The sequence below is a fragment of the Streptomyces sp. Je 1-332 genome (genome assembly GCF_040730185.1).
Lineage (GTDB): Bacteria > Actinomycetota > Actinomycetes > Streptomycetales > Streptomycetaceae > Streptomyces.
Genome location: NZ_CP160402.1, coordinates 5,751,731 through 5,771,617, shown reverse-complemented (window position 1 = coordinate 5,771,617; position 19,887 = coordinate 5,751,731). Strand labels below are relative to the sequence as shown.

14 protein-coding genes are annotated in these 19,887 nt (G+C 71.0%); all 14 read right to left on the bottom strand.

What is annotated here, in order from left to right:
- Entirely contained in the window at window positions 1–351 is a 351-nt protein-coding gene (locus ABXJ52_RS26230) for a DUF6191 domain-containing protein (protein ID WP_367045123.1), read from the bottom strand.
- A gap of 96 nt (window positions 352–447) precedes the next feature.
- On the bottom strand, window positions 448–3,552 hold the full coding sequence (locus tag ABXJ52_RS26225) for an AAA family ATPase (RefSeq protein WP_367045122.1): 3,105 nt from the start codon (window positions 3,550–3,552) through the stop codon (window positions 448–450).
- A 59-nt stretch (window positions 3,553–3,611) separates the two neighbouring features.
- A complete protein-coding gene (locus ABXJ52_RS26220; RefSeq protein WP_367045121.1) occupies window positions 3,612–3,794 on the bottom strand; it encodes a hypothetical protein in 183 nt (60 codons plus the stop codon).
- Between the two features lie 241 nt (window positions 3,795–4,035).
- A complete protein-coding gene (locus ABXJ52_RS26215) occupies window positions 4,036–4,629 on the bottom strand; it encodes a hypothetical protein (protein WP_367045120.1) in 594 nt (197 codons plus the stop codon).
- 35 nt (window positions 4,630–4,664) lie between these two features.
- Window positions 4,665–5,243, bottom strand: coding sequence for a GNAT family protein (locus ABXJ52_RS26210; RefSeq protein WP_367045119.1), 579 nt, complete (start codon window positions 5,241–5,243; stop codon window positions 4,665–4,667).
- Window positions 5,212–7,485: an MMPL family transporter gene (locus ABXJ52_RS26205; RefSeq protein ID WP_367045118.1), complete on the bottom strand. Its 2,274-nt coding sequence runs from the start codon at window positions 7,483–7,485 to the stop codon at window positions 5,212–5,214. Before ABXJ52_RS26205 ends, ABXJ52_RS26210 begins: the two co-directional genes overlap by 32 nt.
- Before the next feature lie 214 nt (window positions 7,486–7,699).
- Window positions 7,700–9,805: a phosphocholine-specific phospholipase C gene (locus ABXJ52_RS26200; protein ID WP_367045117.1), complete on the bottom strand. Its 2,106-nt coding sequence runs from the start codon at window positions 9,803–9,805 to the stop codon at window positions 7,700–7,702.
- A 128-nt stretch (window positions 9,806–9,933) separates the two neighbouring features.
- Window positions 9,934–11,187, bottom strand: a complete 1,254-nt coding sequence (locus ABXJ52_RS26195; protein ID WP_367049284.1) for an SLC13 family permease — start codon at window positions 11,185–11,187, stop codon at window positions 9,934–9,936.
- A 138-nt stretch (window positions 11,188–11,325) separates the two neighbouring features.
- A complete protein-coding gene (gene gatB / locus ABXJ52_RS26190; RefSeq protein WP_367045116.1) occupies window positions 11,326–12,837 on the bottom strand; it encodes an Asp-tRNA(Asn)/Glu-tRNA(Gln) amidotransferase subunit GatB in 1,512 nt (503 codons plus the stop codon).
- A 16-nt stretch (window positions 12,838–12,853) separates the two neighbouring features.
- Window positions 12,854–13,096, bottom strand: coding sequence for a hypothetical protein (locus ABXJ52_RS26185; RefSeq protein ID WP_367045115.1), 243 nt, complete (start codon window positions 13,094–13,096; stop codon window positions 12,854–12,856).
- Complete coding sequence (gene gatA / locus ABXJ52_RS26180) at window positions 13,093–14,598, bottom strand: Asp-tRNA(Asn)/Glu-tRNA(Gln) amidotransferase subunit GatA (RefSeq protein ID WP_367045114.1); 1,506 nt, start codon at window positions 14,596–14,598, stop codon at window positions 13,093–13,095. Before gatA ends, ABXJ52_RS26185 begins: the two co-directional genes overlap by 4 nt.
- Window positions 14,599–14,603: 5 nt before the next feature.
- A complete protein-coding gene (gene gatC, locus ABXJ52_RS26175; RefSeq protein WP_016642027.1) occupies window positions 14,604–14,900 on the bottom strand; it encodes an Asp-tRNA(Asn)/Glu-tRNA(Gln) amidotransferase subunit GatC in 297 nt (98 codons plus the stop codon).
- Between the two features lie 122 nt (window positions 14,901–15,022).
- The gene (locus ABXJ52_RS26170; RefSeq protein ID WP_367045113.1) at window positions 15,023–17,428 is read right to left on the bottom strand and encodes a bifunctional diguanylate cyclase/phosphodiesterase; all 2,406 of its coding nucleotides are present in this window, start codon (window positions 17,426–17,428) and stop codon (window positions 15,023–15,025) included.
- A gap of 249 nt (window positions 17,429–17,677) precedes the next feature.
- Complete coding sequence (gene ligA, locus ABXJ52_RS26165; RefSeq protein WP_367045112.1) at window positions 17,678–19,861, bottom strand: NAD-dependent DNA ligase LigA; 2,184 nt, start codon at window positions 19,859–19,861, stop codon at window positions 17,678–17,680.
- Window positions 19,862–19,887 lie beyond the last annotated feature (26 nt).

The window sequence follows — 19,887 nt, the reverse complement described above, 5'->3', positions numbered from 1 at the left end:
TCAGGGCTTGCGGGTCACAGGGCGTGCGGGCCGCTTCTCGGGCGAGTGAGCGGTGCCGGGAGCGCTGCCGGGCTCGGCGTCGGCGGCGTCCACCACGGGGTCCGGCTCGGGCACCAGGCCCGGCTCCTGCTGCTCCGGCTCCTGCCCCTGCTCCTGCTCCTGCTCCTGCTCCCGCGCAGCTTCCGCCTCCGCCTGCTGTGGCACCCTCACCACCACCTTGCCCGAGGTCAGGTCTATCGGGCCGCGGCCCGGGTCGCCGTCGGCCACGTCGATCCGGCTCAGCTCCAGCCGCTTCTGCTCGTCGTGCGTGTGTTTGCGGCCGGGCTGGAAAAGCTCGATCGGGTTGAACACTGCGCCTCCTGGCGGCCGGGTGCCTCCTACCAGCGTAAGCGAGCGCTTGCGAAACCCTCCGGGGCAGGGAAAGGGCAGGGAAAGGGCAAGCCCAGGTCAGCCGGCGGACTGTGCGCGTTCGGCGGGGAACAGGCGCAGGCGGTGGGCCAGCGCCGCAGCCTCGCCCCGGCCGGCCACGCCCAGCTTGGCGAGGATGTTGGAGACGTGGACGCTCGCCGTCTTCGGGGAGATGAAGAGTTCCTCGGCGATCTGGCGGTTGCTGCGGCCCGCGGCGACGCGGCGGAGCACGTCCCGCTCCCGGCTGGTGAGGCCGAGCGCCTCGGCGGGGTCGACCGGGGTGAGGTGCGGGCTCGCGGTCTCCTCGTCGTGCAGGGAGAGGCGCGCACGCTGGGCGAGCCCGGTGATGGACTCGGCGAGGGGGCGGGCTCTCAGCCGCTCGGCGACCTCGCGAGCTTGTCGCAGCAGCCCGGCGGCTCGCTCCCTGTCCTCTTCGGCGCCCACGCCCGGGGAGGTCGCGAGGAGGGACTCGGCGAGGCGGAGGCGGGCGCGGGCCAGGTCGTAGGGGCGATCGACGGGTTCGAGCGCGGTGACCGTGGCCGACCAGTCGGCGGGGGTGTCGCGGTCCTCGGCGCGCAGGAGTTCGGCGCGTACCCACTTCTCGTAGGCGGCCCAGACCGGCACGGGTGCGGGGAGGTTCTTCGCGGCTCGGCGGATGCTGTCGATGGTCTCGGTCCTGCCGGGCTCGGCGGCGGGCAGGCCGCGTGTATCGGCCTCCGAGGTGGCGGCGGCGAGCAGCAGGGGCCAGACGTAGCGCTGGGTGCCGGGCGGGAAGCCCTTGGCCAGGGCGTTCTCGAGCTCGGCGCGTGCCGCGGCGAAAGCCGACGCGCGGTCGGAGCCGGCCGCCGCGATGCCGAGGGCGGCGTTGAGCATGGGCAGGGAGTACTGCGGCATGCGTTCGTGCGAGCCGTAGTGACCGCGAGCCGTGGCCAGTTGGGCGGCGGCTTCGGCCACGTCACCCCGTCCGAGCGCGACGGTGGCGAGCTGCAGGGCCGCGCCGCCCCGCGGCTTGACGCTGAGCGCGCCGCGGCGGGCCGCCTCGGAGGCCTCGACCGCCTCGTCCCAACGGCCCAGCGAGAACAGGGTTTCCGCCTTGTTGACCTGGACCCAGCTCTCGGTGTCCGTGAGGCCGTACTTCCGGCAGAGCGCGATGCCCTGGTTGCCGACCTCGAGGGCTTCGAGCGAGCGGCCCGCCCCTTCGAGCACGGACGGCAGGTTGACGTGGATGTGCGGGACCCGTGAGACCAGGCCGGGCGGCTCCACGCACCGGTCCCTGACCGCGTACATCTCGGCGAAGCCCTGCTCGACGTCGCCCGCGTCGACCAGGAGACCGCCGTAGATGAGCCGCGCGTTGAGTTCGATCTCCTCGGCCTTGACCATCCGGGCGTATTCCACGGCGCGTTGGGCCGCCGCGAGGGTCTTGGCACCGGGGTTGTGGAGCATGCCCCAGGAGGCGACGTTGGTCAGCACCTCGGCGTGCACCTCGGACGGCGGCAGGCCGCGGACCAGTTCCTGCGCGGTGGCTATCTCCGCCCAGCCGTCGCCGCGGCCGAGGGTCGAGGTGAGCCGGGAGCGCTGGATCCAGAACCAGGCCGCGCGCAGGGGGTCGTGTTCGTCCTCAAGGAGCCGCAGCGCACGCTTGGTGATCTTCAGGGCGCGTTCCCGCTCCCCGCAGAGGCGGCCGGCGACGGCGGCCTCCGCCATGAGGTCGAGGTAGCGCAGGGGGGTGGTTTCGGGGTCGCAGCCGCAGGGAGGGTAGACCTCGGCGTAGTCGAGGGGGCGCAGGGCGAGGCGGATGTCCTCGGGGGCGTCGTCCCACAGCTCCATCGCCCGTTCGAGGAGGCGCAGTTGCTCGGAGTACGCGTAGCGGCGGCGGGCCTCGACGGAGGCCCGCAGGACCGCGGGGAGCGCCTTCGCCGCGTCGTGTGCGTGGTACCAGTAGCTGGCGAGGCGGGCGGCGCGCTGGTCGGCGGCGACGAGTGAGGGGTCGGCTTCGAGGGCCGTGGCGAAGCGGCGGCTGATCCGGGAGCGCTCACCGGGCAGCAGGTCGTCGCCGACGGCCTCGCGCACCAAGGAGTGCCGGAAGCGGTAGCCGTCGCCGTCGGGTGACGGCAGCAGGATGTTGGCGCCGACCGCGGCCCGCAGCGCCTCGATCAGGTCGTCCTCCGCGAGCCCCGCGACGGCGGCGAGCAGCGGGTGCTCGACGGTCGAGCCGCCCTCGGCGACGATCCTGGCCACCCGCTGGCTTGCCTCGGGCAGCTCCTCGACGCGGACGAGAAGGAGATCGCGCAGGGAGTCCGTGAGGCTCGCGCAGCTGCCGCCGTGCGAGGCGACGGCGAGCTCCTCGACGAAGAAGGCGTTGCCGTCGGAGCGGTCGAAGACGTCGTCCACCAGCGTCTGCTCGGGCTCGGAGCTGAGTATCCCCGCCATCTGGCGGGCCACCTCGTCCTTGCTGAAGCGGGCGAGTTCGATGCGGCGCACCGTGCGCAGGCGGTCCAGTTCGGCGAGGAGCGGACGCAGCGGGTGGCGGCGGTGGATGTCGTCGGCGCGGTAGGTCGCGACGACGACGAGGCGGCCGCTGCGCAGCGTGCGGAAGAGGTAGGCGAGGAGGTGCCGGGTCGAGGCGTCGGCCCAGTGCAGGTCCTCGAGGGCGATGACCACGGGGCGGTCGGCGGCGAGGCGTTCCAGGAGCCGGACGGTCAGCTCGAAGAGCCGGGCCATGCCTTCCTCGTCGTGGTGGGCGTCGGTTCCCCGGCGGCGCTGGGGTGCCTCGCCCAGTTCGGGCAGGAGCCGGGCGAGTTCGCCCTCCTGGTCGGCGACCGCGGCGTCCACCTCGTCGGGGAGCTGGCGGCGCAGGGAGCGCAGGGCGCTGGAGAAGGGGGCGAAGGGGAGGCCGTCCGCGCCGATCTCGACGCAGCCGCCGAGCGCGACGACGGCGCCTTCGGCGCATGCCGCCGCGGTGAACTCCTCGATGAGGCGGGTCTTGCCGACGCCCGCCTCACCGCCGAGCAGCAATGCCTGCGGCTCGCCCGTGCCGGGGGTGGTCCCCTTGGCACGGGCGAGTGCGTCGTTCAGTACGCCCAACTCGTCGGAACGGCCGACGAACACGGGGCTTACGGACCTGGTCTCCACAGCGGTGAGCATCGCACAGGGTGCGGGCGTCACGGCAGCGGATATTCCGAGGGCAGAAGGCCCCGCGCTCATCAGACGGCCCGGGTGGCGCGGGTCCTCCGCCACTGGCCGGTGCTCACCCGCCCCTCGGATTCGTGACGCGCCGAGCGGCGGCGGGCCGCGTTGGCCTCACGGGCCTCGCGCAGGAGGCGGCGGCGGTCGGCCTCGCGGGCCAGGTCGGCGGCGCGGAGCTGGTGCATCTCGTACTCGAACATGGTGACTCCCTGAGCTGGTGTGACGTCCGGTTTCCGGCTTCGCTTCCTGCGATGCCTTTACTTTCGTCTCCCAGGCAGGGGCGGCACATCGGGAGAGTGCCGCATCTTGCGGGGGCGGGGGGCCTTAGGGGACTGAGAGGGGGCCTTAGGGGGCTTACGGACGCGGAAACGCCGGTGGGGCTCGAGTGAGCCCCACCGGCGTTCTGCACACTTCGCGGCCGTCGGAGCGGCCCCGCTGCCATCAACTCGTCGACGGCAGCCCGTAGATCAGGTCCGAGTACTTCGCGATGGCCAGCAGCAGGCCGATGACGCCCAGGGCGACACCCGCCCAGGCCACCGACTTGATCCACGGCGCCTGCACCTGGTCGGGCGCGCCGAACGCGGGCCGTACCAGGACGACGAAGCCGACGACCAGCGCGGCGAGCGCGAAGGCTCCGGCGATCAGCGCCGTGACCTGCCAGGAGTCGCCGTACAGCGCCTGGATCTGGTCGGCGACGCTCGCCGACTGCTTGGTCTCCAGCTGCCCGACGATGTTCGCGCGGGCCGCTGCGACCGTGCCGAGCCAGCCTCCGGACAGGCCGATCACACCGAGAGCGGCGGAGACGACGGCCGCGGCGCCCTGGAACACGCCACCGGACCTGGCCGGAGCGACCTCCTCGACCACGACGAGCTCGTCGGCGTCATCGGCCTCGTCGGCGTCGACGGCATCTGCCTTGGTGGCGTCCACCTTCGTGACGCCCGTGGCGTCCGTGGTGTCAGCGGTGTCCGCGGCCTCCGGCTCTGCGGGCTTCGCGGCCGCCTCGGCCGCGGTCTCATCCTGTGTCTTGGTTCCCATGCCCCGCACCGTACGGACGGAGTATGAGAGCTTTCTTAACGAGCCGAAACCCCGGCTTTCGCGGCCTCGCGGGCCTTTCGCCACTCCGGCGCGAGCACCGACCACACCTCCATGTCGTGCCGCACCCCCTGCCAGGGAAAGCACTCCCGCAGCACCCCGTCCTTGGTCATCCCGAGCCGCTGGGCCACCGCCTTGCTGCGGTCGTTCGCCGTGGAGACCATCCACTCCACGCGGTGCATGCCGCGCTCGTCCACCGCCCAGTCGATGAGGACCCGGCTCGCCCTGGTGATCAGGCCACGCCCCGCGGCCGAAGGCTCCAGCCAGACGCCGACCTCGCAGCTCTCCATGGCCGTGTCGAAGATCCGGAAGAGCACTCCGCCGACGAGCGTGCCGTCCAGCCAGATGCCGTACAGGCGGCCCGTGTCGGCGGCCTGCTTGTCGGCGAACGTCTGGAGCAGCTCCCGCGCCGAATCGAGGTCCTTCACCCGCACGGTCAGGGGCACCCACGGCCCCGTGTACTCCCGCGCACGCTCGATGTGCGTGAGGAACTCCTGCGCCTGCCAGGGCTCGATGGGCCGCAGCTCAGCGCCCTCGCCCAGCGATATCGCGAACATCCTGCTCCTTCGATCCGTCCGGCACCACGCCCGGGGCGTCCCGCGCGTCCCGTTGCCCCCGGATCCTCGCACTCACGACAGACGTATTCGAGCGACATTCCGGCGGCTCGATGCTGATGCGCGGTAGCAGGCGGTCCAGGCCCCGCGGCAGCCACCAGTTGGCGCCGCCCAGCATGTGCATCAGGGCCGGCACGAGGAGCGTGCGCAGGACGAACGCGTCGAGCGCGACCGCGGCGGCGAGGCCGATGCCGAACATCGCGATGACCCGGTCGCCGCTCAGGACGAAGGCGAGGAAGACCGAAATCATGATCACGGCCGCGGAGTTGATCACGCGGCTCGTCTCGGCGAGGCCCACGCGGACGGCCCGCCGGTTGTCGCCGGTCTCCAGCCACTCCTCGTACATCCGGCTGACCAGGAAGACCTGGTAGTCCATCGAGAGCCCGAAGAGGACGGACACCATGATCACGGGCAGGAAGGGTTCGATCGGTCCTGCCGAGCCGAGGCCGAGCAGCTCGCTCCCCCAGCCCCACTGGAAGATCGCGACGACGACCCCGAAGGCGGACGCCACCGCCGCCACGTTCATCGCGGCGGCCTTCAGGGGGATGCCGATGGACCGGAAGGCGAGAAGCAGCAGGACACAGCCGAGGCCGATGACCACGCCGACGAAGAGCGGCAGCTTGCCGACGATGATCTCCGCGAAGTCGTCGTAGCTCGCCGTGACACCGCCCACCTCCAGGCCGAGCGAGGTGTCGGCCTCGGCCCTGGGCAGCACGTCGTCGCGCAGCCGGTCGACGAGATCGCTGGTCCGCTCGGACTGCGGAGAGGAGTTGGGTACGACGGTGATGTGGGCGACCGTGCCGTCGGCGTCGTACGTGACGGGGCTGACGGAGGCGACGCCCTCGGTCGATTCCAGCGTGGGGACGAGGTTGGTCAGGGCGAGCCGGTCGCCCGCTCCCGCGACGTCCGTGACGAGGGTGAGGGGGCCGTTCACGCCGGGGCCGAAGCCGTCGGCGAGCAGGTCGTAGGCCTGTCGGGTGGTGGTCGACGCCGGGTTGTTGCCCTGGTCGGACGTGCCGAGGTGCAGGGAGAGCGTGGGCAGGGCGAGCAGCGCCATCACGGCGACGGCGACACCGCCGAGCAGCTTCGGGTGCCGCTCCACGAACGCTGACCAGCGGGCGGCGAGCCCGGTGGGCAGCTCCGGGGCCGGGCCGTGCTCGGCGAGGGCTCGCCGTTCCCGGCGGCTGAGCGCGCGCGGTCCGATCCAGGACAGGAGCGCCGGGAGCAGGGTCACCGAAGCGGCGACGGTGAGGAGCACGGTCAGCGAGCCCGCGATCGCGACCCCGTTGAGGAAGCTGAGCCGCAGGATGAGCATGCCGAGCAGCGCGATGCACACGGTGGCGCCCGCGAAGACGACCGCGCGCCCGGTGGTGGCGACCGCGCGCTCGGCGGCGACGGCCACGGGCAGGCCCTGCTTGAGGCCCTTGCGATGTCTGGTCACGATGAACAGCGCGTAGTCGATGCCGACGCCGAGCCCGATCAGGGTGCCCAGCATCGGGGCGAAGTCCGCGACGGTCATGACGTGCCCGAGCAGCACGATGCCCGCGTACGCCGTGCCGACCGACACCAGCGCGGTGGCGATGGGCAGGATCGAGGCGGCGAGCGAGCCGAAGGCGAGGAAGAGCACGACGGCGGCGACGGCGACCCCGACGATCTCGGCGGTCTGCGCGCTCTTGGACTCGGTGAGGCCGACGGCGCTGCCGCCGAGCTCGACGTCCAGGCTGTCCGAATCGGCGGCCTTCGCGGTGTCGACGAGGGCCTGGGCGTCCGCCTTGTCCACGGCGTCGGCCTGCTCGTGGAAGGTGACGTTCGCGTACGCGATGCGCCCGTCGTCGCTGATCTGTGCGGCGCCGCGCCCCTCGTACGGGCTGCTGACGGAGGCCACCGCCGGCATGTCCTCGATCCTGTCGAGGGCGTCGGTCATCGTCTGCTCGACGTCGGCCGCCCGCACGGTGGTGCCCGCTTCGGTCTTCCAGACCACGGTGTTGCTGTCACCGCCGAGGCCTTCGAATCCCTCGTTCAGGAGCTGGCTCGCACGGCCGGACTCGGTGCCCGGCACCTCGTAGTCGTTCGAGTACGCGGATCCTGCGACGGCCGCGGCGCTCGCGGCCCCCGAGAGGGCGACGATCCAGAGCAGAACTGCGAGGAGACGGTGGTTCACACACCACCGTGCGAGTGCTGCCACAGACCGGCTCCCTGATGTGGTTCGTGGATCTTTATCGGGAAGCGTCTTGAATGACCTGAACAGCCCGCAAAGAACGTATGAGCGATGACATGAGCGCCAGGGACACTTTGACAGGACCTGGAGATCGTTGGTCCGGTTCGTGGGTTACCTCACAAGAGCACAAAGGGTGTGCGAGGCCCCACCCGGACCTCGCACACCCTGAGAAGTGAGGGCTTCAGCCCGATACGCTCGCGCGTCCGTCCTCTATGTGCCCCATCAGGCGCCGCCGGAAGGCGGGCTCACCCACGGCCGTGACCTCGACGTCGTACCAACCATGCTCGTCGTCCGTCCGCCAGGCCATCGTGCGACTGCTGCCCGCCTTCACCCGGACGATCCGCGTCCGCTTCCTGACGTCGTCCTCGTCCACGTAGCCGAGCGGCTGGACCGTGAAGACGAGCTCCTTGCGCCCCCGGTTGGCCAGGGTCACGTGGAGCTCGCGGCGGGTGATCGCGGAGGCCAGCTGCGCGCCGCCGCCCTTGCCGCCCGCGAACTCGCGCCGGAAACCGTTCGGCCCCGTGATCGTGAAGTCGTACGCGTCCTCGGGCACCGGCACGGTCCAGGAGCCCTGGCGCACGACGTCCTGGTGCTGCGGGGCCGCGAACTCACCGGCGTACGGGTAGAGCGCGAAGTGCGCGCTGGAGGGCCCGCCGTTGCGCAGCCGCACCGAGAGAGCACCGCTCTCGCCCGGCTTCACGTACGCGTCGGGCTGGTAGGGCAGCGGGCGGGCGCGGCGCGTGCCCGGCTCCTGCACCGGCATGGACTGCTTCAGGGGCGGCTGCGGGGACCAGCGGCCGCTGAACTCCGGGATGGCGCCGGGCTGTTCCACCTCGGGCTGCCGGTGGCCGCGCCGGAAGTCGAAGGCGCCGGTGAGGTCGCCGGTCACCTTGCGGCGCCAGGCGCTGATGTTGGGTTCCTTGATGCCGGTCCACTTCTCCAGGAAGCGCACGACGGAGGTGTGGTCGAAGACTTCGGAGCAGACGTAGCCGCCGACGGTCCAGGGCGAGACGACGAGCATGGGGACGCGCACGCCGAGGCCGGTCGGCTTCCCCTCCCAGCGCTCCTCCTTCTCCTCGGCGGATTCGCCACCGGGCACGGGCGGCGGGACGTGGTCGAAGAAGCCGTCGTTCTCGTCGTAGTTGATGAAGACGGCGGTGCGCCGCCAGACCTCGGGGTGCGAGGCGAGGGCGTCCAGGACCTTGTAGACGATGGTCGCGCTGTGGATCGGCGAGGAGACGCTGGGGTGCTCGGAGTCCACGGCGGACGGCACCAGATAGCTGACCTTGGCCAGCTTGCCGCCCGCGACGTCCTTGGCGAACTCCTCGGCGAGCTTGCCGGTGGGCACGCGCCGCAGGCCGCGCTCGAAGAGCGACCTCTCCACCCTGGTGAGGGTCGCGACGCCCTCCTCCAGCGTGGCGAGCAGCTTCGCGCGCTCGGCCTCGTCCTTGGCGTCGCGCACCTTGGCGTAGAAGGCCTCCATGAAGGTGAGGCCGGTCTTGGCGAGGACCTTGCGGGCGATGGCCTTGAAGGTGGTGAAGAACTCGATCTGGTTGTCGGTGAAGTTCTCCCACTCCGTGTACGTCTGCCAGCTCACGCCCGCCTTCTCCAGGCGCTCGGCGTAGGTCCCCCAGTCGTATCCGGGGTGCGTGCCCTCGGCGTAGGCGTCGTTCTCGACGGCCCGCTTGCCGCTCGTCTCGTAACCCGTCTTTCCGCTCCACAGGTGGTTGCGGTTGGGGCTCGTGGAGGTGTGGATGGAGGAGTGGTAGGCGTCGCAGACGGTGAAGGTGTCGGCGAGTTCGTAGTGCAGCGGGATGTCGTCGCGCGTGTAGTACGCCATGGTCGCGGCGGTCTTGGCGGTGATCCAGCCGTCGTTCCAGCCGTCGTGCCAGGCCTTGAAGCCGCCGCTCCAGGAGTGGTCGAGGGCGCCGATGTACTGCAGGTCCTTCTTCTGCGCGGCCGCGGCCTCGCGGACCGGGAAGGGCATGACGGTGCGCAGTACGCCCGGCTGTTCGAACACGGACTTCCCGCCCGGGAGCCGGATGGCGTTGCGGTCACCGAAGCCGCGTACACCGCGCAGGGCGCCGAAGTAGTGGTCGAAGGACCTGTTCTCCTGCATCAGGATGACGACGTGCTCGATCGAGTCGAGCCCGCCACCGCCGGGTTTGTGCCGGTCCTGTGCCAGTGCCTGCTGCAACGACGGCGGCAGGAACGATCCGACGGCGGCGGCGCCGAGCGCGCCACCGCCGACCGCCATCAGTCGCCTGCGGGAAATCTCCGGGGACACGTAACGACCTCCAGTCGACGGCCAATGGTTCTCCGCTGATCCATTGACCTGCTCGGCGGGACGCTAGTGAAGTCCGGTATCCCTGTGAAGACTTGGGGACGAAGTCGACGTGAACGGATGCCTGGGGCTCAGGCGCCGATCAGCAGCCCCGCCCACAGCGCGACGGTGGACGCCGCCAGCGTGAGGGGCACGGTCAGCACGCCGAGGCGGGTGAAGGTCCCCAACTCGGCGTCCGTTCCGTGGTCGTGCAGGATGCGGCGCCACAGCAGGGTGGCGAGCGAGCCGACGTAGGTCAGGTTCGGGCCGATGTTGACGCCGATCAGGGCGGCGAGGACGGGGCCGGGCCCGGCGGGCGCGACGGCGGGCAGGAGAGCGAGGATCGCCGGCAGGTTGTTGATGAGGTTGGCGAGCACGGCGGCGAGGCCCGCGATCGCGAGCAGCGCGGGCAGCGAGGCGCCGTCCGGCAGGAGCCATTCGATGCCGGAGCCGAGGCCGTTGTCGACCACCGCCTTGACGACGATGCCGAGGGCGAGCACGAACAGGCAGAACAGCGGGCTCGCGGAACGGACGAGAGCGGTGGGGCTCGTCCGTCGTCGCAGCAGCGCACGGACCGCGAGGACGACGGCTCCGGCGAGAGCGGCCCACAGGGGTTCCGCTCCGGCCAGCGAGGTGCCGACGAACCCGGCGAGCGTGAGACCGAGGACGACGAGTGTGAAGACCGGTACGGGGGTCGGTTCGACCTCCTTGGCCTCCTCGGCGCCGGCGTCCAGATCGGCGGCGAAGTACCGCCGGAAGGCGAGGTATTCGATCCCGATGGCGACCAGCCAGGGCAACGCCATCAGGAACGCGAACCGGGTGAAGGTGAGCCCACTGGCGGTGAGGGCGAGGAGGTTGGTGAGGTTGGAGACGGGCAGCAGGAGCGAGGCCGAGTTGGCCAGGTGGGCGGTGGCGTAGACGTGCGGGCGTGGCCTCGCGCCGACGCGGGCGGCGGTGGCGAAGACGACCGGCGTGAGCAGGACGACGGTGGCGTCGAGGCTGAGCACGGCGGTGATCGCCGCGGCCACCCCGAAGACCCCGCCGAGCAGCGCCCGGGTCCGCCCACCGCAGAGCCGGGCGACGAGATCCCCGGCGGCGGCGAACAGCCCGTCGTCGGCGCAGAGTTGCGCGAGCACGAGCACGGCAGCCAGAAACCCCACCACGGGCAGCAGACTCTCGACCTCGGCGAGCGCGTGCTCAGGCGAAACGGCCCCGAGCCCCACGACGATCCCGGCGGCGGGCAGCGCGGCGGCGGCCTCGGGCCACTGCTTGGGCCGTATGACGGCGAACGCGAGCACGGCGAGCAGCAGGCCGACGGAGAGGATCTCGGCGGTGACGGTGTTCAGGGGAACGCTCCGTGGCCCGGTGGGCGGGGGGGTCGAACAGCACCCCGCCCACCTACTCGATCGCTCCGGGGCAATCGGGTGGGTGGGCGGGGAAGATCCGCCGCGAAGCGGCGGTTCAGGCCGTACCGGCGAGAGGACTCAGCCCTCCACGCCCAGCTTCTCCAGGATCAGTTCCTTGACGCGGGCCGCGTCCGCCTGACCCCGGGTGGCCTTCATGACCGCCCCGACCAGCGCGCCGGCCGCGGCGACCTTGCCGCTGCGGATCTTGTCCGCGACCCCGGGGTTACCGGCGATCGCTTCCTCCACGGCAGTGGACAGCGCGCCCTCGTCCGAGACGACCTTCAGGCCGCGCTTCTCGACGACCTCGTCCGGCGTGCCCTCGCCCGCGAGGACTCCCTCGAAGACCTGGCGCGCCAGCTTGTCGTTCAGGTCGCCCTTGGTGACCAGCTCGGCGACCCTGGCGACCTGCGCCGGGGTGACCGGCAGCTCGTCGAGCGCCCGGCCCGTCTCGTTGGCGTTACGGGACAGCTCGCCCATCCACCACTTGCGCGCGGCCGCCGAGTCGGCGCCCGCCTCGATCGTGGCGACGATGGGGTCGACCGCACCGGCGTTCAGGATCGACTGCATGTCGTGCTCCGAGACACCCCACTCCTCGCGGAGGCGGTTGCGGCGCACGCGCGGCATCTCCGGGAGACCGGAACGCAGTTCCTCGACCCATGCGCGGGCCGGGGCCACCGGGACGAGGTCGGGCTCCGGGAAGTACCGGTAGTCCTCGGCGTTGTCCTTGATGCGGCCCGACGTCGTGGAGCCGTCCTCCTCGTGGAAGTGACGGGTCTCCTGGACGATCGTGCCGCCGTCGTTCAGGACGGCCGCGTGCCGCTGGATCTCGAAGCGCGCCGCACGCTCCACGGAACGGAGCGAGTTGACGTTCTTCGTCTCCGAGCGCGTACCGAACTCCTCACGGCCGTGCGGCCGCAGGGAGAGGTTCACGTCGCAGCGCATCTGGCCCTTGTCCATCCGGGCCTCGGACACGTCAAGGGCCTTGATGACCTCGCGCAGCTCCGCGACGTACGCCTTGGCGACCTCGGGAGCCCGCTCGCCCGCACCCTCGATCGGCTTGGTGACGATCTCGATGAGCGGGATGCCGGCGCGGTTGTAGTCCAGGAGCGAGTGCGAGGCGCCGTGGATACGGCCCGTCGCGCCACCGACGTGCGTGGACTTGCCGGTGTCCTCCTCCATGTGGGCGCGCTCGATCTCCACGCGGAAGACCTCGCCGTCCTCCAGCTGGACGTCCAGATAGCCGTTGAAGGCGATCGGCTCGTCGTACTGGGAGGTCTGGAAGTTCTTCGGCATGTCCGGATAGAAGTAGTTCTTCCGGGCGAAGCGGCACCACTCGGCGATCTCGCAGTTCAGCGCGAGACCGATCTTGATGGCGGACTCGACGCCGATCTCGTTGACCACCGGCAGCGCGCCGGGAAGGCCGAGACAGGTCGGGCAGGTCTGGCTGTTGGCGTCCTGCTTGAGCTCGGTGGAGCAGCCGCAGAACATCTTGGTCTTGGTGCCCAGCTCGACATGGACCTCAAGGCCCATGACGGGGTCGTACGTCGCGAGGGCATCCTCGTACGACACCAGGTCAGTCGTGACAGTCACGGTGAAACTTTCCCTCTCAACCCAGCAGGACGTCGTCGTCGCCGAGCTTCTTCAGCTCGCGATAGAGCAGAGCGAGACCGGTGACGATGGCGACGGCGGAGACACCGGCGTCGATGAGCCGGAGCGTGTCGTTCTCCTTGCGGGCCAGCCTGGCCTGCTTGACGACCGAGATCGCGCCGAAGGCGGTTGCGCCCATCGACAGGTACGCGCCGGGCTTGGACTTCTTGAAGCCCTGGGCCTTGGCAGTCATGGGACTCATAGTGACGGTGCCTCCTCAAGCAGCGGGTGACCCCACCTTTCCACGAAGGCGGCCTCTACGGCGGCTCCCACCTTGTAAAGGCGGTCGTCCTTCATGGCGGGGGCGATGATCTGCAGTCCGACGGGCAGGCCGTCCTCCGGCGCGAGGCCGCAGGGCAGCGACATGGCGGCGTTGCCCGCCATGTTCGACGGGATGGTGCACACGTCCGCGAGGTACATCGCCATCGGGTCGTCGGCGCGCTCGCCGATCGGGAAGGCGGTGGTGGGCGTCGCGGGCGAGACGATCACGTCCACCTGCTCGAAGGCCTTCTCGAAGTCCTTCGTGATGAGCGTGCGGACCTTCTGGGCGCTTCCGTAGTACGCGTCGTAGTAGCCGGAGCTCAGGGCGTACGTGCCCAGGATGATGCGGCGCTTGACCTCGTCGCCGAAGCCGGCCTCGCGGGTGAGCGCGGTGACGTCCTCGGCGGACTTCGTGCCGTCGTCGCCGACGCGCAGGCCATAACGCATGGCGTCGAAGCGGGCCAGATTGGACGAGCACTCACTCGGCGCGATGAGGTAGTACGCGGAGAGCGCCAGGTCGAAGGACGGGCAGTCCAGCTCGACGATCTCGGCGCCGAGCTCCTTCAGGAGCGTGACCGACTCCTGGAAGCGCTGGACGACACCGGCCTGGTAGCCCTCGCCCGCGAACTGCTTGACGACGCCGACCCGCATGCCCTGTACGGAGCCGTTGCGGGCCGCCTCGACGACCGCGGGAACCGGGGCGTCGATGGACGTGGAGTCGAGCGGGTCGTGCCCGGCGATGACCTCGTGCAGGAGGGCCGCGTCCAGGACCGTACGGGCGCAGGGACCGCCCTGGTCGAGGGAGGACGAGAACGCCACCATGCCGTAGCGCGAGACGCCGCCGTACGTGGGCTTGACGCCGACGGTGCCGGTGACGGCCGCGGGCTGGCGGATGGAGCCGCCGGTGTCCGTGCCGATGGCGAGCGGGGCCTCGTACGAGGCGAGGGCGGCGGAGGAGCCGCCGCCGGAGCCGCCGGGGATGCGGGTGAGGTCCCACGGGTTGCCGGTGGGGCCGTACGCGCTGTTCTCGGTGGAGGACCCCATGGCGAACTCGTCCATGTTGGTCTTGCCGAGGATGACGACGTCGGCGTCCTTCAGCCTGCGCGTGAGGGTCGCGTCGTACGGCGGGATCCAGCCTTCGAGGATCTTGGAACCGGCCGTGGTCGGTACGCCCTCGGTGGTGAAGATGTCCTTGAGCGCGAGCGGGACGCCGGCCAGCGGGCCGAGCTTCTCGCCCTTCTCCCGCTTGGCGTCGACGGCGCGGGCCTGCGCGATGGCGCCCTCGCGGTCGACGTGCAGGAAGGCGTGCACCTTCTCGTCGACGGCCTCGATGCGGGCGAGGTGGGCCTCGGTGACCTCGACGGCCGTCAGCTCGCCGGAGGCGACCTTCGCGGCGATCTCGGCGGCGTTGAGCCTGATGATGTCGGTCTTGCTGTCCGTCATGGTGGTTAGTCCTCCCCCAGGATCTGCGGCACCTTGAAACGCTGCTGCTCTTGGGCCGGGGCTCCGGAGAGAGCCTGCTCGGGGGTGAGCGACGGACGGACCTCGTCCGCGCGCATGACGTTCGTCAGCGGCAGCGGGTGGGAGGTCGGCGGTACGTCTTGGTCGGCGACCTCGGAGACGCGGGCGACCGCGCCGATGATGTCGTCGAGCTGTCCGGCGAAGTGGTCGAGCTCCTCGTCCTTCAGCTCAAGACGTGCTAGGCGGGCGAGGTGGGCGACCTCCTCGCGCGTAATGCCAGGCATGCGGCGATCCTCTGGGGGTGAGTGTGTGGTGTGTGGCCCCAATCCTATGGGGCCACACCCCGTGCCCGTGAAACGGATTGCCTCGGCCGGACCCAGCCGCCTTCTCGCGGGGTCCGCCCGGCCTACTTCGCGATGTCGGCCCCGGCCTCGGCGGCGGCCGCGGCGGCCGCCTCCTCGGCCGCGACGTCCACCGGGCGGCGCCACCCGCGAGAGCCCCGGGCCCGCAGCCAGGCGGTGGTCTCGTCCGGTGGCATCGCGGCGGCGACCAGCCAGCCCTGCACCGCGTCGCACCCCAGGTCGCGCAACCGCTCCCACGTCTCGTCGTCCTCGACACCCTCGGCGACGACGAGCAGGCCGAGGGAGTGCGCGAGGTCGACCGTGCAGCGGACGATCTCCGCGTCCTCGTTGTCCACGGCGAGGCGTGCCACGAACGAACGGTCGATCTTCAGTTCGCTCACCGGCAGCCGCCGCAGGTGCACCAGGGACGAGTACCCGGTGCCGAAGTCGTCGAGCGACATCTTGACGCCGTGGCCGGTCAGGCCCGCCAGGGTGTCCGCGGCCCGCTGCGGGTCCTCCAGGAGGACGTGCTCCGTTATCTCCAGTTGCAGCGCTCCCGCGGGCACCCCGTGCCGGGCCAGGCGCGCGGCGACGGCGCCCGCGAAGCCGGGCGTGTGCACGTCACGCGGTGAGACGTTCACCGCGACGGGGACCTTGAGGCCCATCGCCTGCCACTTCGCCACCTGGCAGAGCGCCGTCTCCAGGACGTACTCCGTGAGGTGCGGCATGAGACCGGAGGACTCCGCGATGGCGATGAACTCGTCCGGTGGCACCCTTCCGCGCTCGGGGTGCACCCACCGCACCAGCGCTTCGAGACCGGCGACCCGTCCGTCGAACTGGACCTTCGGCTGGTAGTGGAGCTCCACGTCGCCGGCGTCGAGCGCGCGGCGCAGATCGCCCAACAGGCCGAGGCGGTCAGGGGTGTTGGAGTCCCGCTTGGACTCGTACACCTCGACGCCCGTGCGGTCCCGCTTGGCCTGGTACATCGCGACGTCCGCCCGGCGCAGCAGGCCCTCGGCGTCCATGGCGTGGTCGGGGAAGACGGCGAGACCGGCGCTGGCCTCCAGGACCAGCGTCAGACCGTCGAGGTCGAGGGGCGAGCCGAGGGCGGCGACGAGGGACCGTGCCACGCGGGTGGCGGACGTCGTGGAGTCGGCGACGGGCAGCAGGACGGCGAACTCGTCGCCGCCGAGCCGCGCGGCCTCCGCACCGCGCGGCAGGGCGAGCCGCAGCCGGTCGGCGATCTGCAGCAGTAAACGGTCGCCCGCGAGGTGGCCGAGGGTGTCGTTCACCGACCGGAAGCGGTCCATGTCGATCAGCATCAGGGCCGACCGCGCCCCGATCCGCTCGGCGTCGTCGAGGGCCGTCCAGGTCCGTTCGAGGAGCCACTGGCGGTTGGGCAGGCCGGTGAGCGGGTCGCGCAGCTGCTCCTCCGCCCTGGCCCGTGCGATCCACAGCGTCGAGTCGAGCGCGACGAGAGGGATCGCGAAGAGCGGCAGCAGGATGGGCGTGGAGGCCGCGACCACGCAGATCAGCGGGGCGATGCCGAGCAGCGCGACGCCGACGAGGCCCTGCCGGACCAGGGCCGTGCGGGTGACCGTGGGCAGGGCTCCGGTGCGCGGCGCGTGGACGTACCAGAGCAGGACGCGGGTGACCACGAGATACGCCGCGGCGGCGAGGGCCACCTCGGGGGCGGAGTACAGGTCCCAGGTCTCGGGCAGCCAGGGCGACTCCGTCGTCGGGGCGGTGCCGAACGCGGCCATGGCGAGCGCGCCCGCGCCGATGCCGAGGATGTCGACCGCGCCGTGCAGGATGCCCTGGCGCCAGCGGTGGCGGCGCGCGATGCCGACGAGGACGACGACGGTGAGGCTGACCATTCCGGCGGGCACCCAGCCGTACAGCAGGAGCACGGCGACGGTCAGCGCGCCGCCCGATCCCGTGCCGCCCCACCAGCGGTCGCGGCCGAGCGCGACGAGATGGCCGACGATGAGGCCCGTGAGGACGGCGAGGGACCAGCCGACCGTGCCGGAGGGGAACAGCGCGCCCCGTCCGGTGAACGCGTGGAAGAAGCCCGTGCCGAGCACCACCGCGGCGATCGCCACGACGACAACCGGAAGCACCGGCCAGGGATCGCGCTCGCCGGACGCGTCGTCCGGGCCGTGCGCCTCGGCGCCGCGCCACAGCGGCCTGCGCCGCCCCTCGCCCCCGGCCTGGGTGGAGCAGGCCCCCGCGTCCCGGCCGCCCGAGGTCTCGCCCACGCCGAGTTCCTGTGTGCCGTACCCGCCGACGGTGCTCCATGCCCGTTCGCGTCGCTCAACTGCGGTGGTGGGGACGGCGGGGCGCCCTCTCTCGGCTTCGCGTGCCTCGCGTGCCTCCCGTGCCGCTCTGCGGCCGCTGAGCCACGCGCCCGGTCCGCGCCCCAGGCGCGCGCGCAGCCGGGAGTCCGGTGCGGCGCTCTCGGTCGGTTCCATTCCCGTCCCTCTCACAGCCGGCGGTGCCCACGCCACGCGGACTCGCTCCAGAAGTCAGCCGCGTCTGAAACTCCTTCCCCGTGCTCCCGGTGAGCAGGGGATACCCCCATCGCAGCGGGGCACGGCAGGCGCACACCTCAACAGTAGGCCGCAGAAGGCTTCTACGGGCAGCGGTCCACAACGGTTGCCCGAATGCGACCCGGCCACCCGTATGCATCTGGTATGCGCTGAACGGGTGGCCTTCAACCGCTACTCCTCGGTCGGAAGCGCGACTTCCGCTGCCGCGTCCGGTCCCTGTTCCAGCAGGACGGCGAAGCCTTCCTCGTTGAGAACCGGAACCTTCAACTGCATCGCCTTGTCGTACTTCGAGCCGGGATTGTCACCCACAACCACGAAAGCTGTCTTCTTCGAAACGGAACCGGTCACCTTCGCGCCCCGGCTCTGCAACGCATCTTTTGCGCCATCCCGTGTGTGGTGCTCAAGCGTTCCGGTCACGACGACGGTCAGGCCTTCGAGGGGCCGCGGCCCCTCGTCCTCTCCTCCGCCCTCTTCCTCCATGCGGACCCCCGCCTCGCGCCACTTGCGCAGGATCTCCCGGTGCCACTCCTCCTCGAACCACTGCTTCAGGGATGCGGCGATGGTCGGCCCGACGCCCTCGACGGCGGCGAGTTCCTCCTCCGTGGCCTGCTCGATCCGCTCGATGGACCGGAACTCGCGGGCCAGCGCCTCCGCGGCGACCGGGCCCACATGCCGGATGGACAGGCCCGTGATGACGCGCGCGAGGGGGCGCTCCTTGGCCGCCGCGATGTTCTCCAGCATGGACAGGGCGTTCTTCCTGGCCTCGCCCTGCTGGTTGGCGAAGACCGTGGCGATCTTCTCCTCGCCCGTCTTCGGGTCCCGCTTGGGCAGACCGCTGTCCTGATCCAGTACGTACGCCTTGATCGGCAGGAGGCGCTCGATGGTGAGGTCGAAGATGTCGCCCTCGTCGAGGACCGGCGGCTCGGACGGTTCGAGGGGCTTGGTGAGGGCGGCTGCCGCCACATACCCGAAGTTCTCGATGTCCAGGCTCTTGCGGCCCGCCAGATAGAAGAGGCGCTCGCGCAACTGGGCGGGGCACGACTGGGCGTTGGGGCAGCGGAGGTCGATGTCGGCCTCCTTCATCGGCCGCAGCGCCGTTCCGCACTCGGGGCACTCGGCGGGCATCACGAACTCCCGCTCGGTGCCGTCGCGCAGGTCGACGACGGGGCCGAGGATCTCGGGAATGACGTCGCCCGCCTTGCGCAGGACGACCGTGTCCCCGATGAAGACGCCCTTCTTCTTCACCACGTCCTGGTTGTGCAGGGTCGCGAACTCGACCTCGGAACCCGCGACCGTGACGGGCTCCACCTGGGCGTACGGCGTGACGCGGCCGGTGCGGCCGACGCCCACGCGGATGTTCACCAGCTTGGTGTTGACCTCCTCGGGGGCGTACTTCCAGGCGATCGCCCAGCGAGGGGCGCGCGAGGTCGAGCCGAGGCGGCCCTGGAGCGGGATCTCGTCCAGCTTCACGACGACGCCGTCGATCTCGTGTTCCACGGAGTGGCGGTTGTCTCCGAAGTACGTGATGAAGTCCCGTACGCCGTCGAGGCCTTGGACCACCTTGTTGTGCTGGGCGGTGGGCAGGCCCCACGCGTGAAGCAGCTCATAGGCGTGGCTGAGGCAGTCGATGTCGAAGCCCTCGCGGGCTCCGATGCCGTGCACCACCATGTGCAGCGGTCGGGTGGCGGTGACGCGGGGGTCCTTCTGGCGCAGTGAACCCGCCGCCGCGTTGCGCGGGTTGGCGAAGGGCTTGTCGCCGGCCTCCACCAGACGGGCGTTCAGCTCCTCGAACTTCTCCATGGGGAAGAAGACCTCGCCGCGGATCTCGACGAGGGCGGGGATCTTGTCGCCCTTGAGGCGGACCGGGATGTCCGCGATGGTGCGGACGTTCGGTGTGATGTCCTCGCCGGTGCGGCCGTCGCCACGCGTGGCCGCGCGCGTGAGCTTGCCGTCCTCGTACGTGAGGTTCACGGCGAGGCCGTCGACCTTCAGCTCGCACAGGAAGTGGTGGTCGCCTGTGCCGACCTCCTTGCCGACGCGGTCGGCCCAGGCGGCCAGCTCCTCGTCGTCGAAGGCGTTGTCCAGGGAGAGCATCCGCTCGCGGTGCTGGACCGAGGTGAACTCCGTCTCGTACGCCCCGGAGACCTTCTGGGTCGGCGAATCGGGCGTGCGCAGCTCGGAGTACTCCTCCTCCAGGGCCTCCAGCGAGCGAAGGAGCTTGTCGAACTCGGCGTCGCTGACGACCGGTTGGTCGTTCACGTAGTACCGGAAGCGGTGCTCCTCGATCTGTTCGGCCAGCTGGGCGTGCTGATCCCGTGCCTCGGCGGGCACAGAGCCTTGCTGTTCGACAGCCACCGTTTCGTCCTCCCGTTACGTCATAC

What these genes read in the sequence shown, in the direction of transcription:
- ABXJ52_RS26185 (WP_367045115.1), bottom strand. Translation starts at nt 13,096, where the DNA reads ATGAGTCCCATGACTGCCAAGGCCCAGGGCTTCAAGAAGTCCAAGCCC.
- ABXJ52_RS26170 (WP_367045113.1), bottom strand. Translation starts at nt 17,428, where the DNA reads ATGGAACCGACCGAGAGCGCCGCACCGGACTCCCGGCTGCGCGCGCGC.
- ABXJ52_RS26210 (WP_367045119.1), bottom strand. Translation starts at nt 5,243, where the DNA reads ATGTTCGCGATATCGCTGGGCGAGGGCGCTGAGCTGCGGCCCATCGAG.
- gatC (WP_016642027.1), bottom strand. Translation starts at nt 14,900, where the DNA reads ATGCCTGGCATTACGCGCGAGGAGGTCGCCCACCTCGCCCGCCTAGCA.
- ABXJ52_RS26225 (WP_367045122.1), bottom strand. Translation starts at nt 3,552, where the DNA reads ATGCTCACCGCTGTGGAGACCAGGTCCGTAAGCCCCGTGTTCGTCGGC.
- ABXJ52_RS26215 (WP_367045120.1), bottom strand. Translation starts at nt 4,629, where the DNA reads ATGGGAACCAAGACACAGGATGAGACCGCGGCCGAGGCGGCCGCGAAG.
- ABXJ52_RS26220 (WP_367045121.1), bottom strand. Translation starts at nt 3,794, where the DNA reads ATGTTCGAGTACGAGATGCACCAGCTCCGCGCCGCCGACCTGGCCCGC.
- gatA (WP_367045114.1), bottom strand. Translation starts at nt 14,598, where the DNA reads ATGACGGACAGCAAGACCGACATCATCAGGCTCAACGCCGCCGAGATC.